Origin of the sequence: Pseudomonas cavernae (genome assembly GCF_003595175.1) — a bacterium.
Lineage (GTDB): Bacteria > Pseudomonadota > Gammaproteobacteria > Pseudomonadales > Pseudomonadaceae > Aquipseudomonas > Aquipseudomonas cavernae.
The window spans coordinates 1,239,361-1,260,193 of record NZ_CP032419.1 but is presented as its reverse complement, the minus strand read 5'-3'; the positions used below and the strand labels follow the sequence as shown (position 1 = coordinate 1,260,193).

The window sequence follows — 20,833 nt, the reverse complement described above, 5'->3', positions numbered from 1 at the left end:
CGCTGACAAGGAAGCCCCATGCGCCGTATTCTCCGCGACCTGAAAATCATCCTCCTGGCCAACCTCTGGCTGCTTCCGGTTTTTGCGCTGTTGATCGGCGCGCTGTTCTATTTCGTCGCGCCGCCGCCGGCCATGCAGGCGAGCATGGCCACCGGACCGCAGGGCGGTGGCTACATCGCCTTCGCCGAAAAACTGAAAACGGAGTTGGCCAAGCAGGGCTTCGAGCTGACCCTGGTGCCCAGCGCCGGCTCGCGGGACAACCTGCAGCGCCTGCTGGCCAAGGATGCCGAGGTGCAGATCGCCCTGGTCCAAAGCGGTCTGGAGCAGCAGTTGGCGACTGGCGAGCGGCGCAAGTTGCAAAGCCTCGGGGCGGTGTACAAGGAGCCGTTGTGGCTGTTCTACCGCAGCGAACTGCCACTCGACCGCATTGCCGACCTGCTGCCCCTGCGCCTGGCGCTGGGCGCTCCGGGTAGCGGCACACGGGCGGCGACCGCGGCGGTCCTCGACGCCAACGCCATCGCCGAAGCCCAGTATCCGCCGAACTGGCAGAGCGTCGGCGGCAGCGCGGCGGCCACCGCGCTAAGCAACGGCGAGCTGGACGCGCTGTTTGTCATCGCCCCGGCCGAGAACGCGCTGGTCCAGCAGCTCGCCGCCAATCCCGGCCTGAGTCTGGCGACCTTCCGCCGCGCCGCCGCCTACGAGGCACGCCTACCGTTCCTGACCCGCGTCAATGTCAGCGAAGGCCTGCTCAACCTGGCGCAGAACGCCCCGCCACGGGACATCATCACCCTCGCCCCGGTCGCCACCCTGGTGATCAACGATGACTTCAACCCGGCCCTGGTGCCGCTGTTCCTCGAAGCCACGCGCGAGGTGATGAAGAGCGGCAGCCTGCTCGACAAGCCCGGCGTCTTCCCCACCGCCAAACCGATCACCTTCGCGCTGTCGCGCGATGCCGAGCACTACTACCAGAGCGGCCTGCCGCTGCTGCAACGCTATCTGCCGTTTCGCATCGCCTCGCTGGCCGACCGCTACATCATCCTGCTGATCCCGCTGCTGGTGCTGATGTTCCCGCTGTTCAAGCTGATCGGCCCACTGTACCGCTGGCGCATCCGCGCGCGTATCTACCGCTGGTACAAGTACCTGCGCGACATCGACCGCCAGCTGGACGCCGGCACCCTGCCGGAGCGGCTCGACGCCGAGATCGAACACCTTGAGCAACTGGAGGACCAGCTGGCCAAGGTCGAGGTGCCGCTGTCCTATTCCAACGAGCTGTACGAGCTGCACGTGCACCTGCGCTATGTGATCGGGCGCCTGCAGGCGTTGCAGCAGCGCCGGGCGACTCGGCAAGGAGAGGTCGGGTAAACTGCGCGCCTCGCCCAGCCTCGACACGAGAACGCCATGCCGATCCGCCATTGCATCGTCCACCTGATCGACAAGAAGCCCGACGGCACGCCCTCGGTGCTGCACGCCCGCGACTCCGCGCTGGGCGCTTCGCAGGCCATCGAGAACCTGCTGGCCGACCTCAACGACAGCTACAACGCCAAGCAGGGCAAGGCCTGGGGCCTGTTCCATGGCGAATCTGGCGCCTACCCATTCAGCGGCTGGCTGAAGCACTACCTCGACGGCGGTCAGGACTTCACCGCCTTCAGCCGCCAGGCGGTCGAGCACCTGCAGAAGCTGATGGACGAGTCCAACCTGTCCACCGGCGGCCATGTGCTGCTGGCCCATTACCAGCAGGGCATGACCGACTACCTGGCGATCGCCCTGCTGCACCACAGCGAAGGCGTGGCGGTCACCGACGCGCTGGACGTCACCCCGGCCAAACACCTGGACCTCGGCCAGCTGCACCTGGCGGCGCGGATCAATATTTCCGAGTGGCAGAACAACCAGCAGTCCAAGCAGTACATCTCCTTCATCAAGGGCAAGAACGGCAAGAAGGTCTCGGAATACTTCCGCGACTTCATCGGCTGCCAGGAAGGCGTGGATGCGCCGAGCGAGACGCGCACCCTGCTCAAGGCCTTCAGCGACTTCGTCGAGAGCGAGGACCTGCCGGAAGAGCAGGCTCGGGCGAAAACCGATGCGCTGGTGGACTACGCCAGCAGTCAGGCCAAGATCGGCGAACCGATGACCCTGGAGGAATTGTCCGGGGTGATCGACGAAGAACGGCCACGGGCCTTCTACGAGCACATCCGCAACAAGGACTACGGCCTGTCGCCGGAAATCCCGCCGGACAAGCGCACCCTCAACCAGTTCCGCCGCTTCACCGGCCGCGCCGAGGGCCTGTCGATCAGCTTCGAATCGCACCTGCTGGGTTCGAAGATCGAGTACGACGAGGCCCGCGACATGCTGATCATCCGCCAGGTGCCGACCCAGCTGAAGGACCAGCTCAAGCGCCGCAAGGATTGACCAGCAGTGGCTCCGTCCTGAGCCAGGCCGTAGGTTGGCGTTGAGCGCAGCGATACCCGACAAGCGGTAGATCCATCACCAAGGGGCTTTCAGCCGGATGCGCCGGGACGATGGGTATCGCTGCGCTCAACCCATCCTACGAGCCGTTAGAGCCTGTTCAAGATCTCTCCGCTGACCGCTCCGTGTCGGCGTAATGGTGGATAAGCAAAGCGTTATCCACCCTACAAAGTCTGAACGTTGGCGTAGGGTGGAAAACTGCGAAGCATTTTCCACCGATGGGCAATGATAGGCGCTGGTTTCACGAGACATTGAACAGGCTCTTAGGCCTTCTTCTCCCTGATGTGGATTCCGACGGATCACCCCGGCTGCCCCGGGCAGGCTGCTAAAGTCATCTGAGGCATACCTGTCCAAGCAACACACAGGAGGCCGAGCATGTCCCGGCCGGCTGGCCTCGCGTCGCCTGAAACGCCCGCTTCCGGATGCACCCGGCCGGTTTTCTTGTACCCGCTGTTGCTGCTCCTGCTGCTCAGCACCCCACTGGCGGCCGAACCGCCGCCGCCCAGCAGCCTGCCACCCGGCGTTAGCCGTTTCATCGTCACCAACAGCGAATTCAGCGTGATGCACGAAATGGGGCACATGCTGATCGCCGAACTGGACTTGCCGGTGCTCGGCCGCGAGGAAGACGCCGCCGATCAGATCGGCTTCATGAGTCTGTACCTGCTGTATGCCGGGCTACCGGCCAACGAACTCGATGCCCGGCTGCTGGACATCATCGACTTCTGGCGCCTGGAGTGGCAGCGGCCGAAACCGGTGGCCGAACAGGTGCCCGCCTGGGACTCTCACCCCCTGGATGAGCAGCGCTACTACAACATCGCCTGCCTGGTGTATGGCAGCAATCCGGATCGCCTGGCCTGGGTGCCGGCCGTCACCGGGCTGCCGATGGGGCGGGCACTGTATTGCGATCAGGAGTTCGAGCAGGTGCGCAAGGCCGTGGCGTGGATCCGCGACCAGCACCGCCGCGCCGCCATCCAAGGGCGGCCACAGATCCAGGTGATCTACGAAACGCCGCCCGGCGGTTTTCCCGATGCCGAGTTGCTGATCGCCCAACTGCGCGCCAACGATACCCTGGAAATCCTCGCCCGCCGGATCGGCGAGCTCTTCGCGCCGCCGCGCGCGCTGATCCTGCGGATGACCGGCTGCGGCATGCCGGACGCCTGGTACAGCCTCGAAGCCCGCGAGCTGACCTTCTGCTATGAGCGCCTGCGCCACTTTCGCGAGCTGGGCGAAACCCTGCCACGCCTGCAACAGCCGGCGACCGCCGTGCAGTGCAGCGCACCGCCGGACGAAGGCGGCCTCACAGCGCCCGCATGCTGAAACCCAGACGGGGGAAGTGCACATGCAGCACGCCGGCGCGCGGGTCCTCGCGGCGCAGGATCAGCTCTTCGCGACCGGCAAACAGCAACTCACCCTCCACCGGATCGACGCCGTAGTCGGTCGCCGCGATCGCCACCCGCTGGCCGGCCTGGAAGCCGTTCGGCTCGGCGAAGGCTTCCTCCGGCAGGGCTGCCGGTGTCGCCGCGCGGGCGATGGCGATGGCCTCGGCGGCGGCCAGTTCGCTCGCCGAGCCGTGGCCGAAGCCAAGCACCCGCCCCAGCCAAGCCGCTACCGCCGGGTAGGCGTCCACCAGCGGCGCGGTCACCGGCGTGGCCTTGAGGAACCACAGGCAGTGGGCGAGGGAGAAATCCGCCAGCGACGGCTCGCCGAACAGGAAGTCGCCCTCCTCATGGGCCAGTTGTTGTTCCAGCCGCGCCATCAGGCATGGCCAGTTGTGCTGGGCGACCTCGGCCGGCAGCTTGCTGGTCGTACCGCCGCTGAACAGCGCGGCGCGGTCGGCGACGAAGGCCTTGACCACTTCCGGTGGCAGCTTGCCGAAGCGCACGCCGATGGATTCCGGCTGGAACACCAGACTCACCGCATGCTGGAACACCACCGAGTCGACCCACTGGGCAAAGCTGGCGACGCTGAACGCCTGACCTTCGGGGAACAGCGCCGGCATCGCCTTCTCGGCTTCCAGACGGCGGGCGATCAGCGCGCTGTCGCAGTAGATATCGGCGCCGATCTGCAGCACCGGGGTCTTGCGGTAGCCGCCGGTCAGCGCCACCAGGTCGGACTTGGGCATCACCGGCGGAATCGTCACCGAACGCCAGGACAGTTGCTTGAAGCCCAGCAGCAGGCGGGCCTTCTCGGCGAACGGCGAAGTCGGGTAATGGTGCAGGATCAACTCGTGCATGGCGGGCTCGCGGACGGTGGACTAGATCAGCAGCTTAGCCCCATAGCTCAGGCCGGCGTAGCCTCTTGGCTGGCCGCACATACAGCGCCATCAGGCATATGAATACCCGCAGCGGCCAGCACCAGACGCTCCTTGGCGCTCTTCGGCAAGCGTTTGATCGCCCGCTCGCGGCGCAGCGCTTCGCCCTTGGCGCCGCAGGCCTCGACATACACCAGGGCCTGCGCCGGGCTGGAATGGAAGAAACGCGCGCCCTTGCCGCTCTGGTGCTGAGCGAAGCGGCGCTCAGGGTCATCGCTGATGCCGCAGTACAGCGCGCCGTTGGCGGTGCGCACTAGGTAGACGAACCAGGTCTTGCTCGCCGCCGTCATGCCCAGAACTTGTCGCGCAGGCGCTCGCAGTAGGCCACCAGGCTCGGGAACTCCCGCGCCAGGCGACCGAGCGGGGTCTGCACCGTGCAGAGGATCAGGTTGGCCAGCACGCCATAGGCCGCCGCATCGGCACTGCACGGCTGCACCCCGCCGAAGTACGGCGCAGCGCCGAGCAGGTCGCTGAGCGCCTGCAAATCCTCGCGGGCGAAGGTCAGCAGCTCGTCGCGATTGTGCCGCCCCAGCCCCTGGGCCTGCAGCGATTTGCGGATCTTGCCCTGCACCAGACGCGGCACCAGCAGGCGCAGCGGCGCCGGCAGCCGGCCGAAGAACGCCGGCTTGACCTGCGCCCAGCCCTCGTCATCGAGCCAGCGGAAATACACCATCAGCGGTGCCAGGTGCTCGTCGCACAGGCGCGTGATCGCCAGGCTGCGGCCGCGTCCGGCGGCGTCTAGGTGGCTGTCGAGAGTCAGGCCCAGGCGCTCGCTGAGGCTGCGCAGGATGATCGCCGAGTCGGCAATGACCTCCGCGTCCAGCTTGATGAACGGCAGCTTGCCCTTCGGCCCCTTGCCGGGGTTGGCCACGGCTTTGACCTGGTATTCCAGGCCGGTCAGGCGCAGGAAGGTCTCCACCTTCAGGCAGAAAGGGCTGGGGTTGGGCACATCGAAAGCGCGGGGGAATTGGAACAGGGTGATCATCGGCAGCATCCTGCAAGAAAGTCGTCGGCGAGTTTAGCCTGACAAGGTCGTAGGGTGGGTTGAGCGCAGCGATACCCGCGCGGGCGAATCGATGGGTATCGCTGCGCTCAACCCATCCTACCGCTCTCGCCAAACCACTCCCGCGCGCTGCGCCACAGGCAGATGGCGACGAAGTAGGCCGTGGCCAGCAGCCAGAGCCCGAGCAGCAGCGGCGGGTTGGCCGGGTACTGGACGATCAGCGCGGCGCAGCTGAGCATCCAGACGAAGGTCACGGTGATGTTGAGCGGCATGAACTGGCGGACCCGGAACGGATGGAGGAACTTCAGCCGCGTCAGGGTCAGCGCCGCCAGCAGCGCGATGGTCAGCAGGCTCAGCCAGGGCGCGAAATCCAGCAGGTAGAAGTAGGCCACCACGACATTCCACGCCGCCGGGAAGCCGACGAAGTAGTTGTCCTTGCTCTTCATGTTGACGTTGCAGAAGCAGAACAGCGACGACAGCAGGATCACCGCCACCGCCGGCAAGGCGCTGTAGGCCGGCAGCGGGATGAAGCGGTAGACGAAGATCGCCGGGATGAACACGTAGGTCAGGTAGTCGATGACCAGGTCGAGGGTCGAGCCATCGAAGTGCGGCAACACCTCCTTGACCTCGAACTTGCGCGCCAGGGTGCCGTCCAGGCCATCCACCAGCAAGGCGGCACCGAGCCACAGCAGGCAGCTCTTCGGCTGGCCGTCGAACAGCGCCAACAACGCCAGCAGCGCCAGGATCACCCCGCTGGCGGTGACCGCATGGACGCTCCAGGCCTTGGCCTTGCTGAAGGGGGTCAGTGTGGCGCTCACGTGGGCTCCTGTCCGTAGATCGTAGGTTGGGTTGAGCGCAGCGATACCCAACGGACGGCGGCGACCCAGGCGCCAAAGCCGCGGTCAACTCCGTCCGTTGGGTATCGTCGCTGCGCTCCTCAACCCAACCTACATCCTAGGTCCAACCCGACCTCAATGCAGGATCTGCCCGAGGAACAGCTTGGTCCGCTCATTCTGCGGGTTGTCGAAGAACGCATGGGGCTCGTTCTGCTCGACGATCTCGCCCTTGTCCATGAAGATCACCCGGTCCGCCACGGTGCGGGCGAAGCCCATCTCGTGGGTCACGCAGAGCATGGTCATGCCGCTCTGCGCCAGGCCGATCATGGTGTCCAGCACCTCCTTGACCATCTCCGGGTCGAGCGCCGAGGTCGGCTCGTCGAACAGCATGATCTTCGGCTTCATGCACAACGCGCGGGCGATCGCCACCCGCTGCTGCTGGCCGCCGGAGAGCTGGCCGGGGTACTTCAGCGCTTGCTCGGGAATACGTACCCGCTCGAGGTAGTGCATGGCGATTTCCTCGGCCTTGCGCTTGGGCATCTGCCGCACCCACATCGGCGCCAGGGTCAAGTTCTGCAACACGGTCAGGTGCGGAAACAGGTTGAAATGCTGGAACACCATGCCGACCTCGCGGCGGATCGCCTCGATCTGTTTGAGGTCGCTGGTCAGCTCGGTGCCATCCACCACGATGCGCCCCTGCTGGTGTTCCTCCAGGCGGTTGATGCAGCGGATGGTGGTCGACTTGCCGGAGCCGGATGGCCCGCAGAGCACGATGCGCTCGCCCTGCTTGACGTTCAGGTCGATGTCTTTCAGCACGTGGAACTGGCCGTACCACTTGTTCACGCCTTGCATCTGGATGATCGGCTCGGCGCTGGTTGGTTTGCTTGCTTCGCTCATGAATAACTCCTAACGCTTGTGGCCGGTGTCCAGCTTGCGCTCCAGGTGCATGGAGTAGCGGGACATGCTGAAACAGAAAACCCAGTAGACCAGCGCGGCGAACACGTAACCCTCGGTGGACATGCCCAGCCATTTCGGGTCGGTGGTCGCCTGCTTGATGCTGTTGAGCAGGTCGAACAGGCCGATGATGATCACCAGGCTGGTGTCCTTGAACAGGGCGATGAAGGTGTTGACGATGCCCGGAATGACCATCTTCAGCGCCTGCGGCAGGATCACCAGGCCGGTGCTGCGCCAATAGCCGAGGCCCAGCGCGCTGGCCGCTTCGTATTGGCCCTTGGGAATCGCTTGCAGGCCGCCGCGCACCACTTCGGCGACATAGGCGGCCTCGAACAGGACCACCATGACCAGCGCCCGCAGCAGTTTGTCCAGGCCGAGCCCCTCGGGGAGGAACAGCGGCAGCATCACCGACGACATGAACAGCACGGTGATCAGCGGCACGCCGCGCCAGAACTCGATGGTGGTGACGCAGATGACCTTGATCGCCGGCATGTCCGAACGCCGCCCGAGGGCCAGCAGGATGCCCAGTGGCAAGGCGCCGGTGATGCCGACATAGGCGATCACCAGGGTCAGCATCAGGCCGCCCCAGCGGCTGGTCGGCACCTCTTCCAGGCCCGGCCCGCCATGCAGCAGCCAGTAGGCCAGCAGCGGGTAGAAAAACAGGAAGCCGATGCCGTACCAGGCCTTGTGCCGCATCATCGGCAGGAACAGCGGCGCGGTGCCGATGATCGCCAACCACACGGTGAGGTCGACGCGCCAGCGCAGCTCGCTCGGATAGAAGCCGTACATGAACTGGCCGAAGCGCTCCTTGATGAACACCCAGCAGGCGCCCTCGCCGGTGCAGTCGGCACGGGTGGTGCCGGTCCAGTCGGCCTGCAGGAAGGCCCAGTTGATGATCGGTGGCACGATCAGCCACAGCAGGTACAGCGCCAGCAGAGTCAGCAGCACGTGCAGCGGGCTGGCGAACAGGTTGTCGCGCAGCCAGGCCAGCGGCCCGACCACAGTACGCGGTGGCGGCTGGTCGGGTTTGAAGGTATGCGTCGTCATGCCTGCTCCTTAGCGCTCGACCAGCGCGATGCGCTTGTTGTACCAGTTCATCAGCATGGAAATGCTGATGCTGATGGCCAGGTACACGCTCATGGTGATCGCCATCACCTCGATGGCCTGGCCGGTCTGGTTGAGTACCGTGCCGGCGAACAACGAGACCATGTCCGGATAGCCGATACCGGCGGCCAGCGACGAGTTCTTCGCCAGGTTCAGGTATTGGCTGGTGAGCGGCGGGACTATCACCCGCAGCGCCTGCGGCACTATCACCAGGCGCAGGATCGAGCCGGGCCTCAGGCCGAGGGAACGGGCCGCCTCGGTCTGCCCGTGGCTGACCGCCAGGATGCCGGCGCGCACGGTCTCTCCGATGAAGGCCGCGGTGTAGATCGACAGCGCCAGCATCAGCGCCACCAACTCGGGAATCACCACCCAACCGCCGCGGAAGTTGAAACCAGTCAGCTGTGGTACTTCCCAGTGGAACGGGGTGCCGAGCGCCAGGATGCTCAAGGCCGGCAAGCCGATCAGCAGCGCCAGCGACGTCCACAACACCGGGAAGCGCTCGCCAGTGGCTTCGAAGCGTGCCTTGGCCCAGCGGTAGATCACCACCACGGCGACGATGGCGATGAGCAGCGCGATCAGGAACGGCCACAAGCCTTCCGCCTGGGTCGGCGACGGCATGTACAGACCACGGTTATTGATGAAGAAGGCGTCGGCCAGGCTCAGGCTGTTGCGCGGCCCCGGCATCGGCAGCATCACCGCGAAGTACCAGAAGAATATCTGCAGCAGCGGCGGGATGTTGCGGAAGGTTTCGATGTACACCGTGGCCAGCTTGCGGATCAGCCAGTTCGGCGACAACCGCGCCACGCCGAGGATGAAGCCGATGATGGTCGCCAGGATGATGCCGATCACCGACACCAGCAGGGTGTTGAGCAGGCCGATGACGAACACCCGAGCGTAGGTATCGCTTTCGCTGTAGTCGATCAGGTGCTGGGAGATACCGAAGCCGGCGCTCTGGCCGAGGAAATCGAAGCCGGACACGATGCCGCGCTTCTCCAGGTTGACCTGGGTGTTGTGGAACAGGAACCAGCCGAACGCCACCACAATGACGACGGCGATGATCTGGAAGACCCATGCACGCACCTTCGGGTCGGTCCAGACCGAACGCCGAGGACGCGGAATATCAGCAGTGCTTTGCATAGCAGCCCTCTTGGAAGCCGCATCCTTGACGGCAGATGCGGTTCAGCGAGTCAGGAACGCCTCGACGCCGCAGGACGCGGCGCCGAGGCAGATGGTCAACGCACCGGCGGTGCGTACTGCAGACCACCCTTGTTCCACAGGGCATTCAGACCACGCTGAATCTTCAGATCGCTACCGGCACCGACGTTGCGATCGAAGACTTCGCTGTAGTTACCCACCTGCTTGACGATCTGCACGGCCCAGTCCTTCGGCAGTTTCAGATCCTTGCCGAACTCGCCTTCGCTGCCGAGCAGACGGGCGATATCCGGGTTCTTGGTGGTTTTCGCGGTCTGTTCCACGTTCTTCGAGTCAAGGCCCAGTTCCTCGGCATTGACCATGGCGAACAGGGTCCAGCGCACGACGTCGAACCACTCCTCGTCACCCTGGCGTACAGCCGGGCCCAGCGGTTCCTTGGAGATCACTTCCGGCAGCACCACGTACTCGTCCGGCTTGGCCAGCTTGATGCGCTGGGCATAGAGCTGCGACTGGTCGGAGGTCAGCACGTCGCAACGGCCGGCCTCCAGCGACTTGGCGCTCTCGTCGGAGGTGTCGTAGGTGATCGGGGTGTACTTCAGGCCGTTGGAGCGGAAGTAGTCGGAGAGGTTCAGCTCGGTGGTGGTGCCGGCCTGGATGCACACGGTGGCGCCGTCCAGTTCCTTGGCGCTGGAAACGCCGAGCTTCTTGTTCACCAGGAAGCCCTGACCGTCGTAGTAGGTCACGCCGGTGAAGTTCAGGCCCATGGCCGCATCACGCGAGCTGGTCCAGGTACTGTTGCGCGAGAGAACGTCGACTTCGCCAGACTGCAGCGCGGTGAAGCGCTCCTTGGCGGTCAGCGGGCTGTATTTGACCTTGCTCGCATCGCCGAAGACTGCGGCTGCAACGGCCCGGCAGACATCCACATCGATACCCAGGTAGTTGCCCTTGGCGTCGGCGTAGGAAAAGCCCGGCAAGCCGTCACTGATACCGCATTGCACGTAGCCTTTCTTTTTCACCGAGTCCAGGGTGGCGCCCGCCTGGGCGAAGCTGCTGACGCCGAGCACCGCTGCAGCGGTCAGTACAGCCAGGGTGGATTTCACCATCTTCATTACAACCTCCAGTTGCTGTTTTTTTATGGAGTCTCGGTCCTTCCGCCGCACCCTTGTGAGGCACGCTCGACCTTCTCGATCTCAGCAAGGTCAACCGGGGTATAGACCTGAGGTTTAAGCCTAGTTGGCGATAAGCCAGCAGGCCAAAAATCACCTCTTACCCATTGGTTGAATGGGTTGGAGACACGCGTTATTCCCTTGGCGCGGTTGCGGTGGGTGGCCGCGGTGTTACGCCAGCATGCCCGCGCCTGCTGGAGTCGTAGCTATAGCAAGGGGCGTACCAGCACGGCTTTTCCGTCGCCTTTCGGGCGGGTCAAGAGCAAAACTTGTACCCTGGCGACATCTTCTTCATCGATCCACCACTGCCCTGCCGCGCCCCCGCCCCATCCGAGGGTGCGCGCACCACACTGGAGCCGCACATGCGCGATACCCTGATACTTCAGCCCACACTTGCAGTCGACGCCTGCGTCATCTGGCTGCACGGTCTGGGCGCCGACCGCTACGACTTCCTGCCGGTCGCCGAGGCGCTGCAGCAGCGCCTGCTCAGCACCCGTTTCGTCCTGCCGCAGGCGCCGACCCGCGCCGTCACCATCAACGGCGGCTACGCCATGCCCAGCTGGTACGACATCCTCGCCATGAGCCCGGCGCGGGCGATCGATAGCGAGCAACTGGAAGCCTCGGCCCAGCAGGTCATCCAGCTGATCGAGGCCGAGCGCGACGGCGGCATCGACCCGGCGCGCATCTTCCTCGCCGGCTTCTCCCAGGGCGGGGCGGTGGTGCTGCACACCGCCTTCCTGCGCTGGCAGGGGCCGCTGGGCGGCGTGCTGGCGCTGTCCACCTACGCGCCGACCTTCGGCGCCGAGCTGTCATTTGCCGATAACAAAAAACAACTTCCGGTTTATTGTTTGCATGGCACATTCGACGACGTGGTGCAGCCCGCCATGGGCCGCGCCGCGTATGACTGCCTGATCGCTCAGGGCGTCCCGGCGAGCTGGCGGGAATACCCCATGGCCCACGAAGTGCTGCCCGAAGAAGTGCGCGACATCGGCACCTGGCTGGCGGCGCGACTGGGTTGAGCCATTTCACAGAAGGCCGTTGCCCGACCATGAACCAGACTGCCATCCCCGCCATCGCCTCACTGCGCGACACCGAATCGATCGAGCGCACTCCCCTGCAGGATCGCGACATGCCGGCCAGCACCTACGAGCTGCTGCGCCGCAGCGCGCAGCGCCGCGCGGACGCCACGGCGCTGACCTTCCTGCTCCAGGGTAACGCCGAAGAAGTCCCCTACCGCCTGAGCTATGCCGAGCTGTTCGCCAAGATCACCCAGACCGCCAATGCCTTCCACCGCCTCGGCGTGCGTCCGGGCCAGGCGGTGTCCTTCCTGCTGCCGAACCTGCCGCACACCCACTTCACCCTCTGGGGCGGCGAGGCGGCGGGGATAGTCAACGCGATCAACCCGCTGCTGGATGCCGAGCACATCGCCGAACTGATCCACGCCTCCGACTCCAAGGTGCTGGTGACCCTGGCGCCCTTCCCCGGTACCGACCTGTGGGACAAGGTCGCCAGCCTGCGCGGCCAGCTGCCGGAGCTGAACGCGGTGATCACCGTGGACCTGGCCAACTACCTGCCCGAACCGCAGCGCAGCGCGCTCAAGGCCCAGCGCGGGCCGCTGCCGGAAGGGGTGCTGGACTTCGACGAGCTGATCGCCGAATGCCCGGCCGATCACCTGGAAAGTGGCCGCGAGATCCTCGCCGACGACATCGCCAGCTACTTCCACACCGGCGGCACCACCGGCACGCCGAAGCTGGCGCCGCACAGCCACCGCAACGAGGTGGCGATGGCGATGATCCTCGCCTACGCGATCAACTTCAGTGAACGCGACACCACCCTCTGCGGCCTACCGCTGTTCCACGTCAACGGCGTGATGGTCACCGGCCTGGCGCCCTTCTTCGTCGGCGCCGAGGTGCTGTTGGCCACCCCGCAGGGCTACCGCAACACCGGCCTGATCCAGAACTTCTGGAAGCTCATCGAGCGCTACCGAGTCAGCTTCTTCAGCGGCGTGCCGACCATCTATGCCGGCCTGCTGCAGGTGCCCAGCGAGGGCCACGACCTCTCCAGCCTGCGCTATGCCCTGTGCGGTGCGGCGCCGATGCCGGTGGAACTGATCCGCCAGTTCGAAGCCAAGACCGGGGTGAAGATCATCGAAGGCTATGGCCTCACCGAAGGCACCTGCGGCAGCTGCGGCAACCCGCCAGCCGGCGAACGCCGCCCCGGCTCGATCGGCCTGCGCATGCCCTACTGCGAGGTGAAGATCGCCGTGCTCGACGACGATGGCCGCTACCGGCGCGATGCCGCGCCGAACGAGATCGGCAACGTCTGCCTGCGCGGCATCACGGTGTTCCAGGGCTACCTGCAAACCAGCAAGAACCAGGGCATCTGGGTCGACGGCGACTGGTTCAACACCGGCGACCTCGGGCGCATGGACGCCGATGGCTACATCTGGCTGACCGGGCGCAGCAAGGACCTGATCATCCGTGGCGGCCACAACATCGACCCGCAGATGATCGAGGAAGCCCTGCACCGGCATCCGGCGGTGGCCATGGCCGCGGCGGTCGGCAAGCCCGACGAGAAGGCCGGCGAACTGCCGGTGGTCTATGTGCAGCTCAAGCCGGGCGCGCAGGTCAGCGAGGCGGAACTGATCGCCCATGCCGCCGCGCACGTCAGCGAGCCGCCGGCGGTGCCCAAGGACGTGTGGATCATCGACGCCATCCCGCTCACCGCGGTGGGCAAGACCTTCAAGCCGGCGCTGCGCTTCGATGCCATTCGCCGCACCTTCGAGGCACGCCTGCAGCCGCTCGATGCGGCGATCCGCGTCGAAGTGGTGACCGATGAGCGTCATGGCCAAGTGGCGAAAATCCATGTACCGCAGCTGACCGACGCCCTGCGCGCCAGCATCCAGCAGACGCTCGCCGGCTTCGCCATCAAGTCGGAACTGGTCGTGGGCGACTGAAGTTTAGCCACGCCGACGGCTGCTCGCCGCAAGCCGTACCCTTGTGGTCGAGCAGCCGGCGGCCGGCTCCTCCGCCACGACCGCTGGTCGGCTCAACCCTGCCAGAGGACTGCCGCCAAAGTAGTGGCGCAATAATGTCGTCTAAGGTAAAGGCATTAACGACAGGGAGCGTTCGCGATGCCCGCGGCTCACAAGCTTCAGCCCACGAGTTCTTTCTCGCCATGAAAACCACCCCTTGGCAGGAAGATCTCCAGCAACTTCGCCATCTGCACCTGTTCCATAAAGTCGCCAGCCGCATCCTCGGGCAGCTGCTCAAGGAGTTTCAGGCCTGCACGCTGGACAGTGGCGAAATCCTGCTTTCCCCCTTCAACCGCAACCAGCATCTGTACCTGCTGCTGTCGGGCGAGTTCAAGGTCTATCTCGGCTCGCTGGACAACCAGCCAGTCAGCACCCTCACGCCCGGCGAGTGCGCCGGCGAAATCAGCTTCATCGACAACGATCACCCATCCGCCTATGTGGTGGCGACCCAGCCATCCACCGCGCTGCGTCTGCATCGGGAATCGCTGCTCAAGCTATTCAGCCAATCGCCACAGCTGATGCAGAACCTGCTCGAGCTGCTCTGCAAACGGGTGCGCCAGGGCAACCGCCTGATTATCGACAGCGAGCAGCATGCCAATCTCGACACCCTCACCGGTTCCTTCAACCGCCGCTGGCTGGAGCACGTGTTCGAGCGGGAAAGCACTCGCTGCGCCTTCAATGGCCAGCCGCTGAGCATGCTGATGATCGATGTCGACCACTTCAAACCCTACAACGACCAGCACGGCCACCTGGCCGGTGACTACGCCCTGTGCCTGGTCGCCCACACGCTGCGCTCGCAACTGCGGCCGAAGGACAGTCTGGTGCGCTATGGCGGCGAGGAGTTCGTCACTCTGCTGCCGGAAATCGCCAGCGACGAAGGCCGCAGCATCGGCGAGCGGCTGCGCCAGAGTCTGGAGCTGGTCCCCAACTTCTATTCGCCGGTCGGGGTCCTGCCTGGCGTCACCGTGTCCATCGGCCTGGCCCAGATGCGCGCGCAGGACAGCCTGCAAAGCCTGATCGCCCGCGCCGACAGCGCCCTCTATCAGGCCAAGCAGCAGGGCCGCAACTGCCTCTGCGGCTAAAACCTGCGCTGGCAACGGCTGCGCCAGGCCGGTGCTGCGTCGCGTGGTGCTCGCCGTCCTCATGAACTGCAGTTCACTGCGGCGCCTGCGCTCCAGGCTCCTTGCCTCGACCCGGCTCGCTCGCTGCCAATCGCAGGTTTAATCACGGGACAATGCCTAAACAGCCCACTCTACAGGCTGCGGCTCGCTCGCTATCCATCGCATTTTTCTTTTCGTCCTTGCTACAGTCGGCGCATAACAACAGGGACGACTCCATGCGCAAACTCCTGATTGCCCTCGTGCTCCTGGCCATCGTCGGCCTGAGCGTGTTCTTCAGCCTGCCGCCCATGCTCGACCGGCGGATGAACAGCGTCGAGTCGCCGCCGCCCTACCCGGCCAGCCCGGCCGCCGAGCAGCTGCACAAGCGCCTGTTTATCGCCGACCTGCATGACGACGCCCTGCTCTGGGAGCGCGACCTGCTCAAGCGCGTGGACTACGGCCACTCCGACCTGCCGCGCATGCTCGAAGGGCGGGTCGGCCTGCAGGTGTTCTCCACCGTCACCAAGACCCCGCGCGGCCTGAACTACGACCGCAACGCCAGCGACAGCGACAACATCACCCTGCTGATCATGGCCCAGCGCTGGCCGCGCGCGACCTGGACCAGCCTGCTCGAACGCGCGCTGTACCAGAGCGAGAAGCTGCACCAGGCCGCGGCCGCCAGCGACGGTCGCCTGGTGCTGGTGACCAACCGACGCGAACTGGCCGACTTCATCAGCGCCTGGCAACGGGACCCGCGGCGCCTGGCCGGCGTGCTCGCCACCGAGGGCCTGCACCCGCTGGAAGGCCACCTGCACAATGTCGACCGCCTGTATGGGGCCGGTTTCCGCATCACCGGCCTGACCCACTTCTTCGACAACGAAGTCGGCGGCTCCGCCCATGGCCTGGACAAAGGCGGGCTGACGCCCTTCGGCCGCCGCGTGGTGGCGCGCCTGGAACAGAAACGCATGCTGATCGACCTCGCCCATGCCTCGCGGGCGCTGATCGACGACGTGTTGGCGATCGCCAGCCGCCCCGTATTGGTGTCCCACACCGGCGTCGAGGGCACCTGCCCCGGGCCGCGCAACCTCAGCGACCAGCATCTGCAACGCATCGCCGCCACCGGCGGGGTGATCGGCATCGGCTACTGGGACACCGCGGTGTGCGCCACCTCGGTCGCCGCCATCGTCAAGGCGATCCGCTATACCGCCGATAAGGTCGGCGTCGAGCATGTGGCCCTGGGCTCAGACTTCAACGGCACCATTCATGCGCCCTTCGATGCCACCGGCCTGGCCCAGCTGACCGAGGGCCTGCAGCAGGCCGGCTTCAGCGCCGAGCAGATCGCCGCGATCATGGGCGGCAACGTGCAGCGCCTGCTGCTGGCCAACCTGCCGGACGCCTAAGAGGCTGCTCACGATCTGCTGCGCGTCGGTGATGCAGCGTTAAAAATGGCTTCGGACTGCTCATTTACAATTCGTAAACTCCGCGTCCTCAGCCATTTTTGCCTTGCCTGACCTTTGCTCGCGAGATCGTGAACAGCCTCTGAGCCGATTCCGACCGCTCTCCAAGGCCTGCCCTGGCCGCGGGGCAGGCAACACGCCGCGGCACTTCGCCACACCGGCTTCTTGCTTTACACTGGCGGCCGTTCATTCCTTAACCAATTGAAGAGATTCCCGTGCTCAAAGCACTCAAGAAAATGTTTGGCAAGGGCGAAGGCGAACAGCCGGCGTCCGCCCCGGTTACCGGCTCTTCCGCTCCCACCCCCGACAAAGCGGGTGAAACCCGCGCCCGCAAGCCGAAAGCCGACAAGCCGGCCCGCGAGTCGAAACCGCGCGAAACCGCCGCCACGGCCGAGACACAGCCCAGCAGCGAGCCGCCCAAGGCCGACAAGCCGCACCACGAGCGACTGCACAAGCCGTCGGTCAGCACTTGGAAGCTGGAAGACTTCGCAGTCGAACCGCAGGAAGGCAAGACCCGCTTCCATGACTTCGCCCTGGCGCCCGAGCTGATGCACGCCCTGCACGACCTCGGCTTCCCCTACTGCACACCGATCCAGGCCGGCGTGCTCGGCTTCACCCTCAAGGGCCGGGACGCCATCGGCCGCGCGCAGACCGGCACCGGCAAGACCGCGGCCTTCCTCATCTCGATCATCACCCAGCTGCTGCAGACGCCGCCGCCGAAGGAACGCTACATGGGCGAACCGCGCGCGCTTGTGATCGCCCCGACCCGCGAGCTGGTGGTGCAGATCGCCAAGGACGCCGCGGCGCTGACCAAGTACACCGGCCTCAACGTCATGAGCTTCGTCGGCGGCATGGACTTCGACAAACAGCTGCGCCAGCTGGAAGCCCGCCACTGCGACATCCTCGTCGCCACCCCCGGCCGCCTGCTGGACTTCAACCAGCGCGGCGAAGTGCACCTGGACATGGTCGAGGTGATGGTCCTCGACGAAGCCGACCGCATGCTCGACATGGGTTTCATCCCGCAGGTCCGGCAGATCATCCGCCAGACCCCACCGAAGGGCGAACGCCAGACCCTGCTGTTCTCCGCGACCTTCACCGAGGACGTGATGAACCTGGCCAAGCAGTGGACCACCGACCCGGCGATCGTCGAGATCGAGTCGGAAAACGTCGCCAGCGATACCGTCGAGCAGCACGTCTACGCCGTGGCCGGCAGCGACAAGTACAAGCTGCTGTACAACCTGATCACCCAGAACGACTGGACCCGCGTAATGGTCTTCGCCAACCGCAAGGATGAGGTGCGGCGCATCGAGGAACGCCTGGTCAGGGACGGTGTCAGCGCCGCGCAGATGTCCGGCGACGTGCCGCAGCACAAGCGCATCAAGACCCTCGAAGGCTTCCGCGCCGGGCATATCCGCGTGCTGGTGGCCACCGACGTGGCCGGCCGCGGCATCCACATCGAAGGCATCAGCCACGTGATCAATTTCACCCTGCCGGAAGTGCCGGACGACTACGTGCACCGCATCGGCCGCACCGGCCGCGCCGGCGCCAGCGGCACCTCGATCAGCTTCGCCGGCGAGGACGACGCCTTCGCCCTGCCGCCGATCGAGGCCCTGCTCGGGCGCAAGATCAACTGCGAATACCCGCCGGTCGAGCTGCTCAAGTCGGTACCGCGCAAGCACTGAGTGCCCGCGGGATGCATCGAAAAGGCGAAGCGCGAGCTTCGCCTTTTTTGTTGGGCCTTTGCCTAGGGTCTGTTGACGCTTCGTCGCGAACCGCGTTGCCGCGGCAAATGGCGCCAGGCTAGGCGCGGGACGCAGGGAATGGTCGTTCCCTTGCCAAGTCCCGCAACGACGCATGGCGCCATTTGCCGCGCAACCCGCAGGGACGGGCCTGTTTTTGCGCGGCGCGTCGTTGCTCGACGCTCATTTGGAACGACCAAACTTCGCGTCTCGCGCCTAGCCCCGCGCAAAAACAGGCTCCGTCGCGGCCGTGACGAAACGTCAACAGACCCTAGGATGGGCTGAGGCGCGTAGCGCCGATACCCATCGCTGCTGGTCGATGGGTATCGCTGCGCTCAACCCATCCTACGTGCTTTCCCGGATTGCATCCGGGCGACGCAGCTAGTGGCCTGTGTGGTTAGTTCAATTAGTCAATTTCGGCGTCTGAGGCCCTGATACGGCGTTGCTGCTCCTCGCCATAGCCCTGCTATGACTCGTCGCAGCGCCTGGTCTCAGAACCTCAGTCATCCGAACTTGAGTTAACCAACAACCGTACAGGCCACTAGACTGTGCCAAATGCCGCCGCCGGCAACGTCAACCCGGGAAAGGAGCCCAGCCATGACTTTCAAATTCGACAGCCAAGACCTCGCCCGCGCCGTCAGCGCCGGGGTGCTGCAGCCCGGCCAGGATCAGGCACTGCTGCAGTTCCTCCGCCAGCAACCGGAAACCCGCGCCAGCTTCCAGCTCGCGCACATCGCCTACTACTTCGGCGCCCTGCTGATCATGGGCGCCATGGGCTGGCTGCTCACCGAGGCCTGGATGAGCATCGGCGAACTGGCCCTGCTGCTGGTGGCGCTGGCCTACATGGGCCTGTTCACCCTTACCGGTCTGAGCCTGTGGCAGCGCGGCCAGCGCATTCCCGGCGGACTGCTCGGCGCCGTGGCGGTGAGCCTGACGCCGCTCGCGGTGTTCGCCGTCGAACGCCTGACCGGCCTGTGGCCGCTGGACGACGGCCAGCGCGACTTCCACGACTACTACGTGTATGTGCGCGGCGGCTGGCTGGCGATGGAGGCCGCCACCCTGCTGGTCGGCCTGCTGATGCTGCGCCTGCTGCCCTTCCCCTTCATCGTCATGCCGATCGCGGTGGCCCTGTGGTTCATGTCCATGGACCTCACCGAACTGGTCTACGGCGGCATCTTCGACTGGGACCAACGGCGCTGGATCTCGCTGTGGTTCGGCCTGGCCTTGCTGCTGGTCAGCCTGCTGGTGGACGGCCGCAGCCGCCAGGACTTCGCCTTCTGGGGCTATTTCGCCGGCCTGCTGGCGTTCTGGGGCGGGCTGAGCCTGATGGACAGCGGCAGCGAGCTAGGCAAGGCGCTTTACTGCCTGATCAACCTCGGTCTGATGAGCGTCGCCGTACTGCTGCGCCGGCCGCTGTTCATGGTCTTCGGCGCCATCGGCGTGGCCGGCTACCTCGGTCACCTGGCCTATGAGGTGTTCGAGGACTCGCTGCTGTTCCCGATCCTCCTCACCCTGATCGGCTTGGCGGTGATCGGCCTCGGCATCGCCTACCAGAAACGCCGCGACGCCCTCACCGCCGGGCTGCGCGCGCGTTTGCCGGCCAGCCTGCTGAGCTTCCTGCCGGCGCTACGGCGCTAACCCAGCAGGACGCGCCGGTCATGCAGGCGTCATACCCTTGCATCGCGGGCTCCGCTGGGCTGCCGGAATAGACTTTAAAGTCCAACACGGACAAACAAGTTTACTCACGCCCGGAGCCCGTCCATGTCCAGCGCCACGCCCTATGTGATCCACCACGCCGATGCCCAGCGTCTGCTCGCCCAGGTCGACGTGCTCGAGGCCATGCGCCAGATGTTCCGCGATCTGGCCTCCGGCCATGCGCTGTATAAGCTTCATAAGCTTCATAAGCTTCATAAGCTTCGCCAACAGGGTCAGTGAGGGAACCGGCATGCGCGACAATCAAGCGGACTTCATCATCATCGCCGGGGCATCCACCGGCTACTGGCTGGCGCCACACGGCAAGGTACTGGTCCTCGAACGCGAGGAATAGCCCGGCTACCACTCCACCGGGCGCTCCGCCGCGCTCTATACCGTGGCCTATGGCAACCCGCAGGTACGCGCGCTGACGGCCGCCAGCCGGGCCTTCTTCGAGGCGCCGCCGGCCAGGTTCAGCGAGCAGCCGCTGCTCTCGCCGCGCGGCGAACTGGTGGTGGACTTTAGCGGCGACCCGGAGGAACTGCAGCGCCAATACCTGAGCGGCAAGGCCAGCGTGCCCGAAATGCAACTGCTCGACGCCGACCAGGCCTGCGCCATGCTGCCGGTGCTGCGGCGCGACAAGGTGCACGGCGCGATGTACGACCCAAGTGCCGCCGATATCGACACCGATGCCCTGCACCAGGGCTACCTGCGCGGCATCCGCCGCCAGCACGGGGAAATCCACTGCCCCTGCGAAGTCGCCGGCCTCAGCCGCCTTCGCTTGGCGGTGCGCACGACGCACCCTACCGGCTTTGTGGATGC

18 protein-coding genes and 1 pseudogene are annotated in these 20,833 nt (G+C 65.4%); 11 read left to right on the top strand and 8 right to left on the bottom strand.

Annotation, left to right across the window (positions count from 1 at the left end; all coding sequences use genetic code 11):
* Window positions 1-18: 18 nt before the first annotated feature.
* The 3 genes from D3880_RS05795 (at window position 19) to D3880_RS05785 (ending at window position 3,780) form a co-directional block, all read left to right on the top strand.
* Window positions 19-1,362, top strand: a complete 1,344-nt coding sequence (locus D3880_RS05795; RefSeq protein ID WP_119892545.1) for a TAXI family TRAP transporter solute-binding subunit — start codon at window positions 19-21, stop codon at window positions 1,360-1,362.
* A 36-nt stretch (window positions 1,363-1,398) separates the two neighbouring features.
* The gene (gene yejK, locus D3880_RS05790) at window positions 1,399-2,406 is read left to right on the top strand and encodes a nucleoid-associated protein YejK (protein ID WP_119892544.1); all 1,008 of its coding nucleotides are present in this window, start codon (window positions 1,399-1,401) and stop codon (window positions 2,404-2,406) included.
* Between the two features lie 498 nt (window positions 2,407-2,904).
* Complete coding sequence (locus D3880_RS05785; protein WP_238474413.1) at window positions 2,905-3,780, top strand: DUF4344 domain-containing metallopeptidase; 876 nt, start codon at window positions 2,905-2,907, stop codon at window positions 3,778-3,780.
* Here D3880_RS05785 and D3880_RS05780 read toward each other — a convergent pair.
* From D3880_RS05780 to D3880_RS05745, 8 genes are all read right to left on the bottom strand, one after another.
* Window positions 3,761-4,696 carry a glutathione S-transferase family protein gene (locus D3880_RS05780; protein ID WP_119892542.1) on the bottom strand — a complete coding sequence of 312 codons (936 nt, stop codon included), beginning with the start codon at window positions 4,694-4,696 and terminating at the stop codon, window positions 3,761-3,763. The genes D3880_RS05785 and D3880_RS05780 overlap by 20 nt on opposite strands.
* 47 nt (window positions 4,697-4,743) lie before the next feature.
* Entirely contained in the window at window positions 4,744-5,064 is a 321-nt protein-coding gene (locus tag D3880_RS05775; protein WP_119892541.1) for a GIY-YIG nuclease family protein, read from the bottom strand.
* Window positions 5,061-5,759 (bottom strand): glutathione S-transferase family protein, encoded by a 699-nt coding sequence (locus tag D3880_RS05770; protein ID WP_119892540.1) that lies wholly within the window; start codon window positions 5,757-5,759, stop codon window positions 5,061-5,063. The genes D3880_RS05775 and D3880_RS05770 overlap by 4 nt, the downstream gene beginning before the upstream one ends.
* A 107-nt stretch (window positions 5,760-5,866) precedes the next feature.
* Window positions 5,867-6,595 (bottom strand): phosphatidylcholine synthase, encoded by a 729-nt coding sequence (pcsA, locus tag D3880_RS05765; protein ID WP_119892539.1) that lies wholly within the window; start codon window positions 6,593-6,595, stop codon window positions 5,867-5,869.
* Between the two features lie 153 nt (window positions 6,596-6,748).
* Window positions 6,749-7,510, bottom strand: a complete 762-nt coding sequence (locus tag D3880_RS05760; RefSeq protein WP_119892538.1) for an amino acid ABC transporter ATP-binding protein — start codon at window positions 7,508-7,510, stop codon at window positions 6,749-6,751.
* Window positions 7,511-7,519: 9 nt separating this feature from the next.
* Window positions 7,520-8,614 carry an amino acid ABC transporter permease gene (locus D3880_RS05755; protein WP_119892537.1) on the bottom strand — a complete coding sequence of 365 codons (1,095 nt, stop codon included), beginning with the start codon at window positions 8,612-8,614 and terminating at the stop codon, window positions 7,520-7,522.
* A 9-nt stretch (window positions 8,615-8,623) separates the two neighbouring features.
* Window positions 8,624-9,808 (bottom strand): amino acid ABC transporter permease, encoded by a 1,185-nt coding sequence (locus D3880_RS05750; RefSeq protein WP_119892536.1) that lies wholly within the window; start codon window positions 9,806-9,808, stop codon window positions 8,624-8,626.
* 95 nt (window positions 9,809-9,903) lie between these two features.
* Window positions 9,904-10,932, bottom strand: coding sequence for an amino acid ABC transporter substrate-binding protein (locus tag D3880_RS05745; protein ID WP_119892535.1), 1,029 nt, complete (start codon window positions 10,930-10,932; stop codon window positions 9,904-9,906).
* Between the two features lie 419 nt (window positions 10,933-11,351).
* Between D3880_RS05745 and D3880_RS05740 the strand changes: the two genes are divergently transcribed.
* From D3880_RS05740 to D3880_RS05710, 8 genes and pseudogenes are all read left to right on the top strand, one after another.
* Window positions 11,352-12,008, top strand: a complete 657-nt coding sequence (locus D3880_RS05740) for an alpha/beta hydrolase (protein WP_119892534.1) — start codon at window positions 11,352-11,354, stop codon at window positions 12,006-12,008.
* A 29-nt stretch (window positions 12,009-12,037) separates the two neighbouring features.
* Window positions 12,038-13,945: an acyl-CoA synthetase gene (locus D3880_RS05735; protein ID WP_119892533.1), complete on the top strand. Its 1,908-nt coding sequence runs from the start codon at window positions 12,038-12,040 to the stop codon at window positions 13,943-13,945.
* A 221-nt stretch (window positions 13,946-14,166) separates the two neighbouring features.
* Window positions 14,167-15,105 (top strand): GGDEF domain-containing protein, encoded by a 939-nt coding sequence (locus D3880_RS05730; protein ID WP_119892532.1) that lies wholly within the window; start codon window positions 14,167-14,169, stop codon window positions 15,103-15,105.
* Window positions 15,106-15,359: 254 nt separating this feature from the next.
* Window positions 15,360-16,523, top strand: coding sequence for a dipeptidase (locus tag D3880_RS05725; protein WP_119892531.1), 1,164 nt, complete (start codon window positions 15,360-15,362; stop codon window positions 16,521-16,523).
* A gap of 272 nt (window positions 16,524-16,795) precedes the next feature.
* Window positions 16,796-18,262, top strand: coding sequence for an ATP-dependent RNA helicase RhlB (gene rhlB / locus D3880_RS05720; protein ID WP_119892530.1), 1,467 nt, complete (start codon window positions 16,796-16,798; stop codon window positions 18,260-18,262).
* Between the two features lie 654 nt (window positions 18,263-18,916).
* Window positions 18,917-19,957: a DUF2157 domain-containing protein gene (locus D3880_RS05715; RefSeq protein ID WP_119892529.1), complete on the top strand. Its 1,041-nt coding sequence runs from the start codon at window positions 18,917-18,919 to the stop codon at window positions 19,955-19,957.
* A gap of 123 nt (window positions 19,958-20,080) precedes the next feature.
* A complete protein-coding gene (locus D3880_RS22655; protein ID WP_162934944.1) occupies window positions 20,081-20,254 on the top strand; it encodes a hypothetical protein in 174 nt (57 codons plus the stop codon).
* A gap of 10 nt (window positions 20,255-20,264) precedes the next feature.
* Window positions 20,265-20,786 (top strand): annotated as a pseudogene (locus tag D3880_RS05710) (NAD(P)/FAD-dependent oxidoreductase); the annotation flags it as partial.
* Between the last annotated feature and the right edge of the window lie 47 nt (window positions 20,787-20,833).